This is a genomic window from Anaeromyxobacter sp. Fw109-5 (assembly GCF_000017505.1).
Lineage (GTDB): Bacteria > Myxococcota > Myxococcia > Myxococcales > Anaeromyxobacteraceae > Anaeromyxobacter.
Genome location: NC_009675.1, coordinates 2,838,402 through 2,855,644, shown reverse-complemented (window position 1 = coordinate 2,855,644; position 17,243 = coordinate 2,838,402). Strand labels below are relative to the sequence as shown.

Annotated in this window: 11 protein-coding genes; 10 read left to right on the top strand and 1 reads right to left on the bottom strand. The window is 74.7% G+C overall.

The annotated features are described in order from the left end of the window. Window positions 1–31 precede the first annotated feature (31 nt). From glyS to ANAE109_RS12565, 6 genes are all read left to right on the top strand, one after another. Entirely contained in the window at window positions 32–2,125 is a 2,094-nt protein-coding gene (glyS, locus tag ANAE109_RS12590; protein ID WP_012097248.1) for a glycine--tRNA ligase subunit beta, read from the top strand. A 59-nt stretch (window positions 2,126–2,184) separates the two neighbouring features. After that, window positions 2,185–3,492 carry a YncE family protein gene (locus ANAE109_RS12585; RefSeq protein ID WP_143827961.1) on the top strand — a complete coding sequence of 436 codons (1,308 nt, stop codon included), beginning with the start codon at window positions 2,185–2,187 and terminating at the stop codon, window positions 3,490–3,492. Beyond that, the gene (locus tag ANAE109_RS12580) at window positions 3,492–6,014 is read left to right on the top strand and encodes a hypothetical protein (protein ID WP_012097246.1); all 2,523 of its coding nucleotides are present in this window, start codon (window positions 3,492–3,494) and stop codon (window positions 6,012–6,014) included. The genes ANAE109_RS12585 and ANAE109_RS12580 overlap by 1 nt, the downstream gene beginning before the upstream one ends. Window positions 6,015–6,063: 49 nt before the next feature. Then, the gene (locus ANAE109_RS12575; protein ID WP_012097245.1) at window positions 6,064–6,669 is read left to right on the top strand and encodes an FHA domain-containing protein; all 606 of its coding nucleotides are present in this window, start codon (window positions 6,064–6,066) and stop codon (window positions 6,667–6,669) included. Window positions 6,670–6,802: 133 nt separating this feature from the next. Continuing rightward, window positions 6,803–9,502: a DNA polymerase I gene (polA, locus tag ANAE109_RS12570; RefSeq protein ID WP_012097244.1), complete on the top strand. Its 2,700-nt coding sequence runs from the start codon at window positions 6,803–6,805 to the stop codon at window positions 9,500–9,502. A gap of 127 nt (window positions 9,503–9,629) precedes the next feature. Further along, on the top strand, window positions 9,630–10,307 hold the full coding sequence (locus tag ANAE109_RS12565) for a carbonic anhydrase (RefSeq protein ID WP_012097243.1): 678 nt from the start codon (window positions 9,630–9,632) through the stop codon (window positions 10,305–10,307). A 26-nt stretch (window positions 10,308–10,333) separates the two neighbouring features. Here the strand turns inward: ANAE109_RS12565 and ANAE109_RS12560 are convergent, their stop codons facing one another. Then, window positions 10,334–10,837 carry a DivIVA domain-containing protein gene (locus ANAE109_RS12560; RefSeq protein WP_041448316.1) on the bottom strand — a complete coding sequence of 168 codons (504 nt, stop codon included), beginning with the start codon at window positions 10,835–10,837 and terminating at the stop codon, window positions 10,334–10,336. A 135-nt stretch (window positions 10,838–10,972) separates the two neighbouring features. Here ANAE109_RS12560 and ANAE109_RS12555 point away from each other — a divergent pair, with 135 nt between their 5' ends. The 4 genes from ANAE109_RS12555 (at window position 10,973) to metG (ending at window position 16,999) form a co-directional block, all read left to right on the top strand. Beyond that, a complete protein-coding gene (locus tag ANAE109_RS12555; protein ID WP_012097241.1) occupies window positions 10,973–12,352 on the top strand; it encodes an ATP-binding protein in 1,380 nt (459 codons plus the stop codon). A gap of 159 nt (window positions 12,353–12,511) precedes the next feature. Beyond that, entirely contained in the window at window positions 12,512–13,555 is a 1,044-nt protein-coding gene (holB, locus tag ANAE109_RS12550; protein WP_012097240.1) for a DNA polymerase III subunit delta', read from the top strand. After that, window positions 13,542–14,918, top strand: coding sequence for a DNA polymerase III subunit delta (locus ANAE109_RS12545; protein ID WP_012097239.1), 1,377 nt, complete (start codon window positions 13,542–13,544; stop codon window positions 14,916–14,918). The genes holB and ANAE109_RS12545 overlap by 14 nt, the downstream gene beginning before the upstream one ends. Next, on the top strand, window positions 14,915–16,999 hold the full coding sequence (metG, locus tag ANAE109_RS12540) for a methionine--tRNA ligase (protein ID WP_012097238.1): 2,085 nt from the start codon (window positions 14,915–14,917) through the stop codon (window positions 16,997–16,999). Before ANAE109_RS12545 ends, metG begins: the two co-directional genes overlap by 4 nt. Window positions 17,000–17,243 lie beyond the last annotated feature (244 nt).

The window sequence follows — 17,243 nt, the reverse complement described above, 5'->3', positions numbered from 1 at the left end:
CGGCATTTCCCTTCCCCACGAGAGACCCCACATGGCGGACCTTCTGTTCGAGATCGGCGCGGAGGAGATCCCGGCGGGCTTCGTGCCCCCGGCGCTGAAGCAGCTCCAGGAGGACCTCGCGAGGGCGCTCGACGCCGCGCGGCTCTCCCACGGCGAGGTGAAGGCGGTCGGCACGCCGCGCCGGCTCGCGGTGTGGGCGCGCGACGTCGCCAGGCGCCAGACCGACGCCAAGACCGAGGCGCTCGGCCCGCCGGTCGCGCAGGCCTTCGACGCCTCCGGGAACCCCACCCAGGCGGCGCTCGGGTTCGCGAAGAGCCAGGGCGTGGACGTCTCGAAGCTCGAGCGCGCCCAGACGCCGAAGGGCGAGCGCGTGGCGGTGACCCGGATCGAGGAGGGCCGCAAGGCGGAGAAGGTGCTGCCCGAGCTCCTCGAGCGGCTCCTGGGCGGGCTGCGGTTCAAGAAGGCGATGCGCTCGCGCTGGGACGAGGTGACCTTCGCCCGCCCGATCCGCTGGATGGTCGCGCTCTACGGCGGGAAGCCGCTCAAGGTCCGCCACGGAGAGCTCGTCTCCGGCGCGGTGACGTTCGGCCATCGCTTCGCCGCGCCCAGGTCGATCGCGCTGAAGGGCACGCCCGACGACTACGTGGCGAAGCTCCGGCGCGCGAAGGTCCTGGTGGACCCCGTCGAGCGCCGCGCGGCCCTCGAGCAGGAGCTGGCGAAGGCGGCGAAGGCGGCGGGAGGGAAGCTGAGGCCCGACGAGCCGCTCGTCGAGCAGGTGCTCTACCTCGTCGAGCACCCCACCGGCGTGGCGGGCGAGTTCGAGAAGTCGAACCTCGACCTGCCTCCCGAGGTGGTCGTCTCCGAGATGCGCAACCACCAGCGCTACTTCGCGCTGGTGGACGGCAAGGGCCGGCTCAAGAACCGCTTCGTCGCGGTCTCTGGGACGCCCGTCAAGGATCCCCGGGTCGCGCGGCACGGCTACGAGCGCGTCCTGCGGGCGCGCCTCGCGGACGCGCGGTTCTTCTTCGACGAGGACAAGCGGCGGCCGCTCCGCGATCGCATCGAGGATCTCGGGCGGCGCACCTTCCAGGCGCGGCTGGGCAGCGAGCTCGCGCGCGCCGACCGCATCGTCGCCATCGGCAGCGCGCTCGCGCGCGCGATCGGGCGCGAGGAGCTCGTCTCCGACGTGGTCGAGGCGGCCCGGCTGGCGAAGACGGACCTCACCACCGGGATGGTCGGCGAGTTCCCCGAGCTCCAGGGCGTGATGGGCGGCCACTACGCCAGGCTCGAGGGGCTGAAGCCCGAGATCGCGGAGGCGATCGAGGACCACTACAAGCCGGTGGGCGCCTCGGAGGAGATGCCCCGCGGAGACGTGGGCGCCCTCGTCGCGATCGCCGACCGGCTCCACTCGCTCGTGGGCATCATCGGGGTGGGGGAGAAGGCGACCGGCGCGGCCGATCCCTTCGGCCTGCGCCGGGCCGCCATCGGCATCCTCCGCCTCCTGCTCGCCCGCGGGTACCACCTCTCGCTCTCCGCCGCGATCGAGCAGACGCTCGACACGCTCGGCGGCGTGAGGCTCGCGAGCGACCGCGCGGTCGTCGCCGAGCAGGTGCTGGACTTCCTCCGCGGCCGGCTCCGCGCGCAGTGGAGCGAGGAGTTCGACGCCGACCTCGTCGAGGCGGTGCTCGGCGCCGGGTTCGACGACGTGGTGGACGCTCGGCGCCGGCTCGAGGCGCTCGCGGAGGTGAAGGCGCGCGCCGACTTCGTTCCGCTCGCGGTGGCGTTCAAGCGCGTGGCGAACATCCAGGAGAAGTCGGAGACGGCGGGTGCGGTCGTCGACCGGCAGCTCCTGCGCGAGGAGGCGGAGCGCCACCTGCTCTCCGAGCTCGAGCGGGTCGAGTCCGAGGCCGCGGCGCTGCGCGGCACGCGCGACTACCCGGGCGTCCTGCGGAACGTCGCCACCCTCGAGCCCGCCGTGGCGCGGTTCTTCGACGACGTGCTCGTCATGGCGGAGGAACCAGCGGTGCGCGCCAACCGCCTCGGGCTGATGCGGAGAGTCGCGGCGCTGTTCTCCGGCGTCGCGGACTTCCGCAAGATCCAGGCGGAGGCGGCGCCGCGAGCGTGAGCGGGGGCGACGGCTGCCTTGACCGCCTCCTGACCCGCGGCTACGGTTCGCGACCACCCGTGCCCGTCCACTTCCGATCCACGATGCTCGCCCTCGCCGTCGCGCTGGCGGCCTGCGGCGAACCGCCCGCCGCCGAGCCGGCCCCGCTCGATCGCTTCACGTTCCCGATCGCGCTCGGGTTCGTGGGGCAGGAGATGCTCGTCGTCTCCTCGAACTACGACCTCGCCTACGGGCTCGACGACGGCGGCAGCGTGATCGCCGTCGACGTCGGGGCGACTCCCGCCGCGCTGCGCCAGGGCGTCCGCATCGCGAGCTTCGCCGGTGAGCTGGCCCTGGCGGACGCGGCCGCCTGCGGCCTCCCCGAGACCCTCGCGCTCGTGCCGGCGCGAGAGGGGAACTCGCTCTACCGCATCGCCGTGGGCCCGGGCGGCGCGCTCTCCTGCTCCGGCGGTTGCCGGCTCCCGCTGGAGGACGGCTTCCAGGATCCGTACGGCGTCACGACGGTGTGCCGCCGCGACGACCCGGCGACGGCGGCCGACGAGTCGCGCGCGCGCGCCTACCTGGCCTTCCTGCGCACCCCGCAGAACCGCGGCCAGATCGTCGAGCTCGACCTCCGGACCGGCGCGTCACGCACCCGCGACGTCGGGCTGGGACCCGTGAGGAGCTTCGCCTACGACGAGGTGAACGATCGGCTCTACTTCACCTCGATCGACACCGGCTCCCCGGCCCCGCTCCGCTGGGCGGAGCTCGCCGGCGACTGCCGCATCGACGCGCCCGTGGCGGAGGACGGCTGCACGGTGTCCGGCGTGGATCTCGCCCAGTACCTGCGAGGCCTGGAGCTCCGCGGGATCGCGCTCTCGAACCCGCAGCCGGGCCGCACGCGCCGGGCCTTCGTCGCGGCTCGCCTCTACAACGTGGACCTCGCCGCCGCGATCGGCGGACGGCCTGGGTTCGACGTGGGGGGAGTGCTCATGGTGCTCGACCTCGTCGAGGGTCGCGCGGGCGTCGAGCCGCGGCTCGCCGCCCTCCACGAGGTCGGGCTCGGGGCGAACGAGGTGAAGGTGCTGCCCGTGCGCCCCGGCATGGGCGACGTCGTCGCCGTGACCGCCTCGGACGACGGCCTCCTGTGGCTCTACGACGACGACGCGGGGACGCTCGTGCGCGTCTTCGGGCACGACCCGGGCACGGGGATCCCCGTGCTCGGCAGGAAGCCGTTCGGCCTCGCCGTCCGCGACGACGGGGCGACCGCCCGGCTGTTCGTGTCCTCGTTCGAGGACGGATTCGTCACGCCGCTGGACGTGCCGCTCGACGCGCCGTGGAGCACTGCGGAGCCGCGCGTGGACGAGCGGTTCGGGGTGGTGCGGTGATGCGGCGGCTGGGAACTCTCGCGCTCGCGGCGACCCTCGTCGCGTGCGGCAGCAGCACCACCACCATCGGGGTCGGGCTCGCGCAGCCCAGCGCGGTGGTGGCGTTCCGCGGCTTCACCTACGACCGCCCGAACGAGCTCCGCCCGTACTTCGCCATCGCCAACGCCCGGCGCGGCGACCTCACGCTCGTGGACGCAGAGGACGACGAGCCGGTCCTCGCGCCGGTCATCGTGCGCTCCCTCGCGGTGCCGGTCCCGGACCCGCGCCCGACGCTGCTCGTGGCGTCGCCGCTCTGGGACGGCTCCGGGGCGGAGGCGAAGCCCGATCTCCTCGTCGTCGCCTCGGCGGGCACGGCCGCGCTGCAGCTCGTCGAGACCTGGGCGCAGTCCGGCAGGGTGGTGGACGAGGCGGATCTCGGCGCCCTCGCGCCCGGCGCCGCCATCCTCGCGGCCGCGGCGGTCCCGGTGCCCGACGCGGCGGCGGCGTCCGGAGTCGCCGCGGGGCGCGTCCGCGTCGTGGTCGCGCTCACCGGCGCGCGGCTCGCCGTCGTGGAGTACGCTCGCGCCGCCGCTGGCCCCGCCATCGTGCGCGGCGAGATCTCGGTCCGGGACCTCGTCGGGAGCGACGGCTTCCCGTTCGAGGCCGTCTCGCTGGCGGTGAATCCCCACGACCCGCTGCACCTCTACGCCGCGTCCCCGGACCCCATCAACGGGGTCGAGGGCGTCGCCGACATCACCGTCGCGGGGGCGCCCGCCGCCTGGACGGTGAGCGCCATCTCGGCCCGCGCCCCGACCCGCTTCGTCGCGGCGGCTCGTCTGCGCGAGCGGCTCGAGGACTGGCAGCCGTCGATCGGGGTCGGGTACGACGACCGCTCCGAGTTCCAGGCGACCGCCGTGAACCGGGTCTACGCCGTGCTCGACCCGGCGCGCTGCGGCAACAACCACCGCATCGGCTGCGGCATCGCGGTCCTGGATCCCGCGACGGGCGGGCTCGTCCCGGACTACGCAGGCCTCATGCCGTACCTCGCCCCGATCGCGCTGCCCGAGCTCGCCCTCGGCCTGGCGGTCTCGGAGCCGCCGGCGGTGCCCCCGCCGGGCGAGGAGACCATCTACACGGCCGGATTCATGAAGATCGCGCCCGGCACGGGTCAACGGGCGACGACGGCCGTGGCGGCGATCCCGTCGGGAAACGGGCGGGTCTACTTCGCCGATCTGGGCCGCTGGGCCATCCCCAGCGACACCTCGATCATCCGCTCGAGCTCGCGGACTGCGGTCACCGGCGGGCTCGGGCTCGGCGTGGCGGTGGAGGGCGAGACGCTCCCGCGCATCCTGGGCATCTGGCACCTCGCCGAGGAGGAGTGGGAGCTCGGGTTCGCGTCGGCGGACATCGCGGACGGCGTCCGCGTGACGCCCGGCTTCACCGTCACCGAGAGCTGGATGGTGTCCTTCCAGCCGCCGCTGCCGGGCCTCGAGGCGAGCCGCGCGCAGAGCGGCCGCATGGCAGATGGGCGGACCTGGGTCGCCCTGCAGGTGCCCGCGGGCGCGACGCTCACGCAGGTGGTCCGGGTCTACGATCCGACGTTCGGCGTGCGCGCCGGCGATCTCGTGGAGCTCTACGCGCCCCAGGTCGCGGGCTGCCCCACCGACGGCAACGTGGAGGCCCGCATCGCGGCGGTGCTGCCGCCGGAGGAGGCCTACCCCGGAGGCGCGCTCGCCCTCGAGCCGCTCGACGATCCACGGCCGAGGGTGAACGACGACGGGTCCGCCGGACCGTGGCGCGACTGGCCCGCGTGCGTCCAGGCGCTCGCCGCGGGAGGCCCCGGGTTCCAGGCGGGCGTTCGCGCCTCCGCGCTCGTGCTGGTCGGCTCGTCCGCAGGGTACGCGGGCCGCCCGGAGCCGGTGCGGGAGGCGGAGGTCGCCACCGCGGCCGACTTCGCGCTGCAATACGAGGACGAGGACGTGCTGGAGGCGCAGTGTCCGCTGTTGCCCTGGCCCGCCGACTGGCGGACCGCGCCCGCCGAGTTCCGCGCCTGCGACGACGCCTGCCGGCTCACCTGCGAGCGGCTCGTGCTCGCGCGCAAGGCGCGCCGCATCTACCACGTCTCCGATCAGTGCAGCGACGCCGCGACGGCCATCGAGCAGGACTGCCGCGACAACTGGCCCGAGGAGCTCTACCCCTTCCCGCGCGCGAACGGTCCCGTCATCGCGTTCAAGGTGGGCTACGACGGCTCGGAGGCGGAGGGCGACCTGCTCCCCGCCGGGAACCAGTCGCTCTGGAGCCAGCTGCGTGGGATGGCGCTCAGCGTGTCGACGCGCGGCGGGCTGGCCCCCAGCTCGCGCGTGCCGAGCACCTCGAGCACCTCGACGGCCGCGATCCTCCCGCTCGGCGTCTCGACCTTCGATCGGAGCGCGCTCCCCGGGAAGGCGGCGGACGGATACCGCTTCCTCGTTCCCTACCCGAACGACTTCGTGCTCGACTTCAGCCCCAGCGAGGCCGTGAACGTCTCGAAGGTGATCCGGTGACCGCGGCGGCGCGCGCGACGCCGCGCCGCCCGAGCGGGGAGGTGCGCGTATGAAGTCCGTCCGTCAGCTCGCCATCTCCGACCACCTCTGGGAGGCGCTCGAGCGGATGGCCGAGGAGATGGGCTCGGATCGCGAGGCGCTCGCGAACCAGGCGCTCCACGTCTTCGCGCGGCTGAACGGCTACCTCGTCCCCGGGAGCGTCGGATCGCACGCCCGGGCCCCCGCGACCACGGAGCCGGCCGCGGTGCCGCCGCTCGCGGAGCGGGCCGCGGTCGCCGAGCAGGTGCTCGACGCGGCGGCGCGGCTCGAGCGCGAGATGCGCGCGCCCCCGCCGGTCCCGGCGGCCGTCGGGGCGGCGCCCGCCGTCGCGGCGGAGGCCGCGCTCGTCCTCTTGCGCGACGACGGCGCCGAGGTCCCGGTGGCGAAGGGTCGCTTCATCATCGGCCGCGGCCGCCACTGCGACCTGGTCGTCGACAGCGCCAAGGTGTCGCGCGAGCACGCCGCCATCGTGCGGGACGGCGCCGGCTGGCTCATCGAGGACCTCGGCTCGTCGAACGGCACGTGGTTCCAGCGCGAGCGCATCACCCGGCGCCGCGTCGAGGACGGCGACGAGTACTTCGTGTGCGCGGAGCGGCTGCGCTGCACGCTGCGTTGAGGCCTCGGGCCGTTCCCCGCCGATCGCCCGGTCGGGGTCCCCTGCCGACGCGGGGCCGGGCGGCGCGAGCGCGCTCGCGAGCCGCGTTTTCCCGCTGCCGCCGCCGCCGCGCGGGGCTATCGTTCCCGGCCGCATGCCCACCCTGACGCTCATCGACGGCTCGGGTTTCGTCTTCCGCGCCTACCACGCGATCCCGCACCTCTCGACGACGCGCGGCACCCCCACGAACGCCGTCTACGGGTTCACCACGATGCTCCTCAAGGCGCTGCGCGAGCACGCGCCGACGCACGTCGTGCTCGTGATGGACGCCGGGCGCAAGAGCTTCAGGAACGAGATCGACCCCGCCTACAAGGCGAACCGCCCCGAGGCTCCCGACGACCTGCAGGTGCAGTTCCCGCTGGTGCGCGAGGTCGCGGACGCCCTGGCCGTGCCGCGCATCGAGGAGCCCGGCGTCGAGGCCGACGACGTCATCGCGACGCTGGCCAGCCGCGCCCGCGAGCAGGGCTGGGAGGTCGTCGTGGTCACCGGCGACAAGGACTTCGGCCAGCTCGTGGACGAGAGGCTGTCCCTCTACGACCCGATGGCGGAGGCGAGCGGGCGCGGCGGGTGGACCGGGCCGGGGGAGGTGGAGAAGAAGCTGGGCGTCCGCCCGGACCAGGTGATCGAGTACATGGCCATCCTGGGGGACAAGATCGACAACGTCCCCGGGATCCCCGGCATCGGCGAGGTGACCGCGGCGGCGCTGGTGCGCCACTTCGGCACGGTGGAGGAGATGCTGCGCCGGCCGGAGGAGATCAAGGCGGCGCTCTCGCGCGGCGGCGAGAAGGTGAAGGAGAAGATCGTCGCGAGCGAGGAGCGCATCCGGAAGAACCGGCAGCTCGTGTCGCTGCGCAGGGACCTGGTGCTGCCGTTCGCGCCCGGCCAGTTCGAGCGGCGGCGGCCGGACGAGGCGCGCGTGCGCGCGCTCTTCTCCGAGCTCGAGTTCTCCCGCCTGCTGAAGGACCTCCCCGCGCCGCCGCCCACGCCGCGCACGGAGCGCGCCGAGCTGATCCTGGACGCGGGGGCGCTCGCCGCGGCGGTCGCGGCGCTCTCCGCGGCGCCGGCCGTCGGCGTCCGCCCCGTGCTCGGTGGACCGGCCCCGCGCACCGACCCGGTGGTGGGCCTCGCGCTCGCGGGCGGCGGGCGCGCCTTCTACCTGCCGCTGCGCCACCAGTACCTCGGCGCTCCGGCGCAGCTCTCCGCGGAGGAGGCGGCCGGCGCGCTCCGCCCGCTGCTCTCGGGCGAGCTGCCCAAGCACGCCCACGACCGAAAGGGCGTCCAGCACGCCCTCGCGCAGCTCGGGCTCGCGCTGGGCGGGCCGGGCGCCGACACCGACCTCGCGAGCCGCCTGCTGCTGCCCACGAGGCGCGAGCACGCCCTGGCCGACGTCGCGCGGGAGCGGATCGGCTGCGAGCTGCCGCGCGACCCCAGCGGCGGCGACGCCGCGAGGAAGAGCGAGCGCGTCCCGGTGGAGGGGCTCGAGGTGGAGCGCGTCGGAGAGTGGGCGGCGCAGTGCGCGGCGTCGCTGCTCGACCTCGCCCCGGCCCTCGAGCGGGCGCTCGAGTCGGAGGGGCTCCTGCCGCTCTACCGGGACGTGGAGCGGCCGCTCGTGCCGGTGCTCTGCGAGATGGAGCGGGCCGGGATCCTCGTCGATCGCGCCGCGATGGAGGGCATGAGCGCCGAGTTCGGGCGCACCATGCAGGACCTCGAGGCGAGGATCCACGCGGCCGCGGGGCACCCGTTCAACATCGCGTCCACGCGCGAGCTCGCGCAGGTCCTCTTCACCGAGCTGGCCCTGCCGGTGCTGAAGCGGCTCAAGACCGGCCCGTCGACCGATCAGGACGTCCTCGAGAAGCTCGCGGAGCAGCACGAGCTGCCGCGGCTGGTCCTCGAGCACCGCGCGCTCGCGAAGCTGAAGGGCACCTACGTGGACGCGCTCCCGCAGCTCGTCGATCCACGCGACGGCCGCATCCACACGACGTTCCACCAGGCCGGGGCCGCCACCGGGCGGCTCTCGTCCTCGGACCCGAACCTCCAGAACATCCCCGTCCGCACCGAGCTGTCGCGCCGCATCCGAGCCGCCTTCGTGGCGCCCCCGGGGTGGCGGCTGCTCTCCGCGGACTACTCGCAGATCGAGCTCCGCATCCTCGCGCACTACTCGGATGACCCGGCGCTGCTCGAGGCGTTCCGCCTGCGCGAGGACGTGCACACGCGCACGGCGGCCGAGACCTTCGGCGTCGCGACCGGCGAGGTGACGTCCGACATGCGCCGGATCGCGAAGGTGCTGAACTTCGGCATCGCCTACGGGCTCTCCGCGTTCGGCCTGTCGCAGCGGCTCGACCTGCCGGGCGCCGAGGCGCAGGGGATCATCGATCGCTACTTCGCCCGCTACGCGGGGGTGCGGCGCTACGTCGAGAAGGCGGTGGAGGACGCCCGCGCGACGGGCGAGTCGCGCACGCTGTTCGGGCGCGCGCGGGCGATGCCGGAGATCGCGGCGCGCAACCCGGCGCTGCGCAACGCGGCCGAGCGCACCGCCATCAACACCCCGATCCAGGGGACCGCGGCGGACATCGTGAAGGTCGCGATGATCCGCGTGCACGACGCGCTCGCCGGCGACGCGCGCCGGGCGCGGCTGCTCCTCCAGGTGCACGACGAGCTCGTGCTGGAGGTGCCCGAGGACGAGCTCGCGCCGGTCGAGGCGCTGGTGCGCCGCGAGATGGGCGGCGCGGCCCAGCTCAAGGTGCCCCTCGACGTCGAGGTAGGGGTGGGGCACAGCTGGGCCGAGGCCCACTGACCACGGCGCGCGATCCCTGAACGCGCCCGGGGACCGCCGCCCGGCGCGGGATCAATTTCGCGCTCGCCGGGTGAGCGTAGAGTCCGCGGCAGCCGCCATCCCGGCGGCTCCAACGAGGAACCTACCGATGCACTCCCGTATCGCCGCGGCGCTCGCCGCGGTCCTGATCGTCTCGTCCGCCCACGCCGCAGACGCGCACGCCCCGGCCCACGCCAGCGGCGGCGCTCCCTCGCCGAAGGCGGTCCTGAAGGAGCTCGCCGCCGGCAACGCGCGCTACGTGGCCGGGAAGCTCACGCTGGTGACCGCGACGCCCGCGCGCCGCGCCGAGGTCGTCCGGGGTCAGCACCCCAAGGCCGTGGTGCTCGGGTGCTCCGACTCGCGCGTGCCGCCCGAGCTCCTGTTCGATCAGGGCATCGGCGACCTGTTCGTGGTGCGCGTGGCCGGGAACGTGGCCTCGGACGACACGCTCGGCAGCGTCGAGTACGCGGCGGGACACCTGGGGACGCCCGTCGTCGTCGTGCTCGGCCACACCGGCTGCGGCGCCGTCGCCGCGACGTGCGCGGGAGGGCACGCCGAGGGGCACGTGGCGGCGATCGTCGAGGAGATCCGCCCCGCGGTCCTGGCGGTGAAGGCCGCCTCCGCGGAGGCGTGCGCCACCGCCGCGGTCCCCGAGAACGCGCGCCTGGTCGCCGCGTCGCTGACGAAGGAGAGCCCGATCCTGGCGAAGCTGGTCGCCGAGGGGAAGCTCGAGATCGTGACGGCGGTGTACGACCTGGCGACGGGGGCGGTGACGCTGCAGCGGTAGAAGGAGCGGCGAGGGCGAGACGGCGACTACTCGTCGGTCGCCCTCCGCCGCGCGGGCATGTACTGCACCGCCTCCTCGCGGGAGGGCTCGCGGAACGCCTCGATGAGCTTGAGGTGGCTCTCGGCGAGCGTCCGGACGTTGGCCTCGAACTGAACCCGCTGGCGCTTCAGCTCGTTGATGTCGTCCACGATCCGCAGGAAGCGCTGGTGCGCGCCCTGGACGATCTTCTCCGCCTGGAGCTCCGCGTCGGAGATCGTGATCTCCGCCTCCTTGCGGGCCGACTCGCGGATCTCCTCCGAGGCACGCTGCGCGGTGACGAGCGTCTCCTGGAGCACGCGCTCGCGACTCTTGAACTCGGCGATGTCCTCGGCCTTGCGCTGGTTGTCCTCGCGCAGGGCGAGGTTCTCCTTCACGAGGGCCTCGAACTCGACCGCCACGAGCGCCAGGAACGCCTCGACCTCCTCCGGGGAGGAGCCGCGGAACGCCTTGGTGAACTGCTTCTGGGTGATGTCGAGGGGCGTGATCTTCATGGCGGGCGCGCTCCGGTGGGTCATGATACCGACCCATCCGCGGCTGTCCATTTCGCCCCGGCCCACCTCGGACCACACGTTGGGCGGGGCGCCCCCGGATCCCGTGGCTATGATCGGCCCGCCGAGGCTCCCACGATGGAACCCCTCGCCGATGACATCGTCCTCGTCGTGACGCTCGCCGCGGCCGCAGCGAGCGTGACCGCCGTCGCGATCGCGCGCGCGAGGCGCGCGCGGCGCGCGCTCGAGGCCGAGCGAGACGCCCTGGCCGTCGCCGCCGAGGACTCCCGCCGGGAGGCGGGCGCCGAGCGGGCGCGCGCGGCCTCCGAGCGGGAGCGGCTCGAGGCGGCCGCCCGCGCGGCGCGCGCGGAGGCGGAGCGGGCCGATCGCGCCAAGGACGAGTTCGTCGCGACGGTCTCCCACGAGCTGCGCACGCCGCTCAACGCGGTGCTGGGCTGGGCCCGGCTCCTCCGTCTCGGGAAGCTCGACGCCGCCGCGGCGTCCCGCGGCATCGAGACCATCGAGCGGAGCGCGCAGGCCCAGGCGCAGATCGTGGACGACCTGCTCGACTTCTCGCGCATCGTGCGCGGCCAGCTCCGGCTCGACGTCCGGCCCGTCGAGCTCGTCCCGGTCGTCGAGGCCGCCCTCGAGGCCGTCCGCCCCGCGGCCGCCGCGCGCAGCATCTCCGTCGCGGCGGTGCTCGTCCCGCGCGCAGGTCCGGTCGCGGGCGATCCCGGCCGCCTGCAGCAGGTCGTCTGGAACCTGCTCTCCAACGCCATCAAGTTCACGCCGCCGGGCGGGCGCGTCGAGGTCCGGCTCGCGCGCGAGGGAGACGAGGTGACGATCCGGGTGCGCGACACGGGCGCGGGGATCGCCGAGGACTTCCTCCCGCACCTCTTCGAGCGGTTCCGGCAGGCGGACTCGTCGTCGACGCGTGTCCACGGCGGGCTCGGCCTGGGGCTCGCGCTGGTCCGTCACCTCGTCGAGGCGCACGGCGGCGCGGTCTCGGCCACGAGCGACGGGCCGGGCCGGGGCGCGGCGTTCACCGTGCGGCTGCCGGTCACGCTGGCGCGGCCGCGGCGCGGCGACATCGCGCGCCAGGCGCCCCGTGGCGAGCTGCGCCCGCTGGCGGGGCTCGAGCGCGTGCGCGTGCTGGTGGTGGACGACGATCCCGACACGCTCGAGGTCGTCCGGCAGGTGCTCGAGGCCGCCGGCGCCCTCGTCACCTCCGTGGCATCCGCGGGCGAGGCGCTCGCCGCCCTTTCGTCGCGCCCTCCCGACGTGCTGCTGTCGGACCTCGGCATGCCGGGCGAGGACGGCCTCACGCTCATCCGCAAGGTCCGCAGCCTCGAGGCGTCGCACGGCGGGCGCGTCCCCGCGGCGGCGCTCACCGCGTACACCCAGGCGGAGGACCGGACGGAGGCGCTGCTCGCGGGCTTCCAGGTCTACCTCGCGAAGCCGGTCGAGCCGTCCGAGCTGACGGCGGCGGTGGCGCGGCTCGCGGGCCGGCTGAATTGATGATCCACGCGCCGCGGCGGCTTCGCGGCGGCTTCGCGGCGGCCGCGGCGGCGCCCGGCGCGCTCGCTTCGCTCGCGTGGCGCGCGCTGCCGGCCGGCTGGCGAGCGAGCACGCGGCGGCCGCCGGCCGCGCCCCTTATGCTATCTTCCGCGCCGCGTCATGCCGTTCTCCGAGCTCATCGCGCAGGATCGCGCCGTGTCCTCGCTGCGATCCGCCCTGCGGCGCGGCGCGCTCCACCACGCCTACCTGTTCGGCGGCCCCGAGGGCGTCGGGAAGGCCACCGCCGCCCGCCTCCTCGCGCAGGCGGCGAACTGCGAGGTGCCGGCGCCCGCGGGCGGCCTCCGCGACGACGCGTGCGGCGCCTGCGCGCCTTGCCGCAAGATCGCGCGCGGCGTCCACCCCGACGTGCTCCTCCTCCAGGAGGAGCGCGTCATGGCGAAGGCGGGGCGCTGGGATCCGAAGGGCGGGCGGACGCCGTCCAAGGACATCGTCGTCGACCAGGTGCGGGACGTGGTCGACCGGCGGCTCGCGATGAAGCGCTTCGAGGGACGGCGGCGGTTCGTCATCCTCGATCCCGCCGACGCCATGAACCCGCAGGCGCAGAACGCGCTGCTGAAGACGCTCGAGGAGCCGCCGGAGGCCACCACGCTCGTCCTCGTCGCGGCGAGCCCCGACGCGCTCCTGCCCACGATCCGATCGCGCTGCCTGCGCGTACCGTTCGCGCCGCTGCCCGCCGCGGCCGTGGCCGCGCGGCTCGAGGCGGGCGGGCGGCCTGCGGCGGAGGCCCGCCTCGCGGCCGCCCTCGCCGGCGGCTCGCTCTCGCGCGCGCTCGCGCTCGACGCCGAGACGCTCGCGGCGGAGCGCGACGCCGTGCTGGCTGCCGCCACGCTCGATCCGGGCGACGCCGCCGCCTGGCTCGCCTTCGCCCGCGACCACGGCGACGACCGCGAGGCCGCGGCCGAGCTGTGCGCGCTCCTCGCCGTGTGGCTGCGCGACGTCCTGGCGGCCCAGGCGGGCGCCGCCGACGTCGCGCTCGGCGACCTCGCCGACGCGACGCGCCGAGCCGCCGCCGCGCTCGCGCCCGCGGAGGTCCTGCGCCGGCGGGAGGAGGTGCAGACGACCGCGGCGGCGCTCCGCCAGAACGCGTCCCCGACGCTCGCCCTCGAGCGCATGCTCATCGCGTGGTTCCATGGCCGCGGGTAGGGGACCTCCGGCGCGCGCCGCGGCGGGCGCGACCCTCGAGACGTGCCTCGCCGACGTCCGGGCGGGCAGCCCGCGGCCGGTGTACCTGCTCGACGGCGACGCCTTCCTCGCCCTGCGCGCCGCGCGCGAGCTCGCCGGCGCGCTCGTGCCGGAGGACCGGCGGGCCCTGAACCTCGTCGAGCTCGACGCCGCCGCCTCGCCTGCCGAGGTCGCCGCCGAGCTCTCCACCGGCGGCCTGTTCGGCGGCGGGAAGGTCGTGCTGGTCCACGAGCCCGCGTTCCTCGCCTCGAAGGAGGACGCGGAGGCCGCCTACGGGCGGGCGAGGGAGCAGTGGGCGAAGGGGGCCCAGCGGGACGCGGCGCGCAGGCTGCTCGCGCTCGCCGCCAAGGCGGGCTGGAGCCTGAAGGACCTCGCGCCCGAGGCGGGGCGGGTGGACCACGCCGCCCTCGCCGCCGATCTCGGCGTCCCCGAGGCCACGTACGACGCGGCCTTCGTGGAGGGGGCCGCGCGCTTCGCCGTGGAGCGCGACCTCAAGGTCGCGAAGGACGACGCGTCCGCGCTCGACGCCGCCCTCGAGAAGGGCTTCGCGCGCGGCCACGTGCTCGTGGTCGCCGCGGGCAAGGTGGACGGGAAGCTGCCGCTCGTGAAGAAGCTCGCCGCGGCGGGGCGGCGGGTCACGATCCAGCTCGAGAAGGAGGGGACGTGGGACGCGCAGCGGCTCGTCCTCGGCCCCGTGCTGGCGTCGCTCCTCGCCGGCACCGGCAAGCGGGTGGACCGCGGGGGCGAGGCGCGCCTCGCGGCGCTCGTCGGCGAGGACGCCCGCACGCTCGCCTCCGAGGTCGCGAAGCTCGCCGCCTACGTGGGCGACCGCAAGGTGATCGGCGCCGAGGACGTGGACGCGGTCGTCACGCGCGTGGCGTCGGATCCGTTCTTCGCGCTCGGCAACGCGATCGAGGCCCGCGACCTCCCGCAGGCGCTCGGTGTCCTCGACCGGTCCATCGCGGACGGCGCGAGCCCGTTCATGCTCCTCGGCTCGCTCGCGAGCGCCGTGCGGCGGATGATCGTGGAGCGGGAGCGCGCCCGCCGCGCCGTGGGCGACCGGCGCATCGGCTCGGCGCGCGAGTGGGAGGCGGAGGTCTTCCCGCTCGTGCCCGAGGACGAGGCGAAGGGGAAGAAGCCCTTCGGGTTCTGGATGAAGTACCAGGCGTCGACGCGCTTCTCGCGGGCGGAGCTGCTCGACGGCCTCGCGGCGCTCGCGGAGGCGGACGTCGCCATGAAGAGCGGCCAGGACGGCCGGATCCGCCTCGAGCGCGTCCTCCTCGGCCTGCTCGCCGGCGGACACATGGAAAGGAGTCACCCTTGAGCGAGCGTCTCCTCGTCACGAGCGCGCTGCCCTACGCGAACGGTTCGATCCACCTCGGCCACCTCGTGGAGTACATCCAGACCGACGTGTACGTGCGGTACCGGCGCGCCTGCGGCGACCACGTCACCTACGTCTGCGCCGCCGACTCGCACGGCACGCCCATCGAGGTGAACGCCGCGAAGGCGGGCATGACGCCGAAGGCGTTCGTCGAGAAGTACCGGGGCGAGCAGCACGACGACTTCCGGCGCTTCGGCGTCGAGTTCTCCACCTACTACACCACCGACTCGCCCGAGAACGCGCGCTGGGCCTACCGCATCTACGACGCGCTGAAGGCGAAGGGGCTCATCTACAAGCGCTCCATCGAGCAGCTCTACTGCGAGCACGACCGGCGCTTCCTGCCGGATCGCTTCGTGAAGGGCACCTGCCCGAAGTGCGGCGCGAGGGATCAGTACGGCGACGTGTGCGAGGTCTGCGGCACGACCTACGATCCGCGGGATCTGAAGGACCCGCGGTGCGCCATCTGCGGCTCGGCGCCGGTCGTCCGGTCGTCCGACCACGCCTACGTCGATCTCAAGAAGGCCGAGGAGGTCATCCGCGGCTGGGTGGAGGCGGAGGGGCACCTCGAGCCGGCGGTGCGCGAGCAGGTGAAGGGGTGGCTCGCGGACCTGCAGGACTGGTGCATCACGCGCGACGCCCCGTACTTCGGCTTCCCGGTGAAGGATCCCGACTTCCCCGGCAAGTTCCTCTACGTGTGGGTCGACGCGCCGATCGGCTACCTCTCCTCGGCGGAGCACTACTTCGCGGAGGAGGCGCCCGCGGGCGAGCGGCTCTCCCCCGCGGAGTTCGAGCGCCGCTACCTCGCGGAGGGCGCCGGGGCACGCCTCGAGCACTTCATCGGCAAGGACATCCTGCGCTTCCACGCGGTGTTCTGGCCGGCGATGCTCTGGGCGGCCGGGCTCAAGCGGCCGGATCGGATGCCGGTGCACGGGCACCTGACGGTGAACGGCGAGAAGATGTCGAAGACGCGCGGGAGCTTCATCACCGCGCGCACCTACCTCGACGCCGGCCTCGACCCTGAGCTGCTCCGCTACTTCTACGCCGCGAACCTCGGCCCGTCGGTCCAGGACCTCGACCTCGCGCTCGACGAGTTCCGGAACCGCGTCAACGCCGATCTCGCCAACAACGTGGCGAACCTGGCCTCGCGCGTCGCGGCGCTCGTGCCCCGCGCGGGCGCGCCGCTCGCCGAGAGGCCCGAGCCGGCGCTCGTGGAGGTGGCGCGCTCCGCCCTCGCGGCGGCCCGCCTCGCCTACCGCGCGCTCGAGTACCGCGAGGTGGTCCGCGCCGCGAACCAGGTGGCGGATCGCTGCAACAAGCGGATGCAGGAGGCGAAGCCCTGGGAAGACCCGGCCTCGCCCGCGAGCCGGGCGCTGCTCTTCTCGTGCGCCAAGTCCCTGCGCGCCATCGCGACGATCCTGTGGCCGGTGATGCCGCGCTTCTGCGGCGACCTCGCCGCCGCGTTCGGGCAGGAGCGGCCAGAGCGCTGGGACGAGGACTTCGATCCCTTCGCCGGCGGGCCCGTCGTGGTCGCGGCGAAGCCCCCGCAGATCGCCCGGCTCGACCCCAGGCAGGTGGAGAAGCTCATCGTCGTACCCCCCGAGGCGAGGTCGCCCGCGCCGAAGGTGGCGAAGGCGGCGAGCCCGGCGGAGACCGCGACCAAGGCGAGCGCGAAGCCCGCGGCGGCCGCACCGCCCGGCGTCATCCAGTACGACGACTTCGCCAAGGTCGAGCTGCGGGTGGCGGTGGTCCGGAGCGCCGAGAAGGTGGAGGGCGCGGACAAGCTCCTGAAGCTCACCGTCGAGGCGGGCGATCCCGAGCCCCGCATCATCGTCGCCGGCATCGCCCAGGCCTACCCGGAGCCCGGCGCGCTGGTCGGCAAGCGGATCGTGGTGGTCGCCAACCTCGCCCCGCGGCCGCTGCGGGGCATCACCTCCCAGGGCATGCTGCTCGCCGCGGGGGAGGCGCCGAACCTGGCGGTGGTGACGGTCCCGGACGGCATCGCGCCGGGGACGCGGGTGAAGTAGATCCCGTTCCCGCCGCTCGGCGCACGGCTTCTGAGTCGGGGTCGAGGTCGAGGTCGAGGTCGGGGTCGAGGTCGGGGTCGGGGTCGGGGTCGAGGTCGGGGTCGAGGTCGGGGTCGAGGTCGGGGTCGAGGTCGGGGTCGGGGTCGGGGTCGAGGTCGGGGTCGAGGTCGGGGTCGAGGTCGGGGTCGAGGTCGGGGTCGGGGTCGGGGTCGGGGTCGGGGTCGGGGTCGGGGTCGGGGTCGAG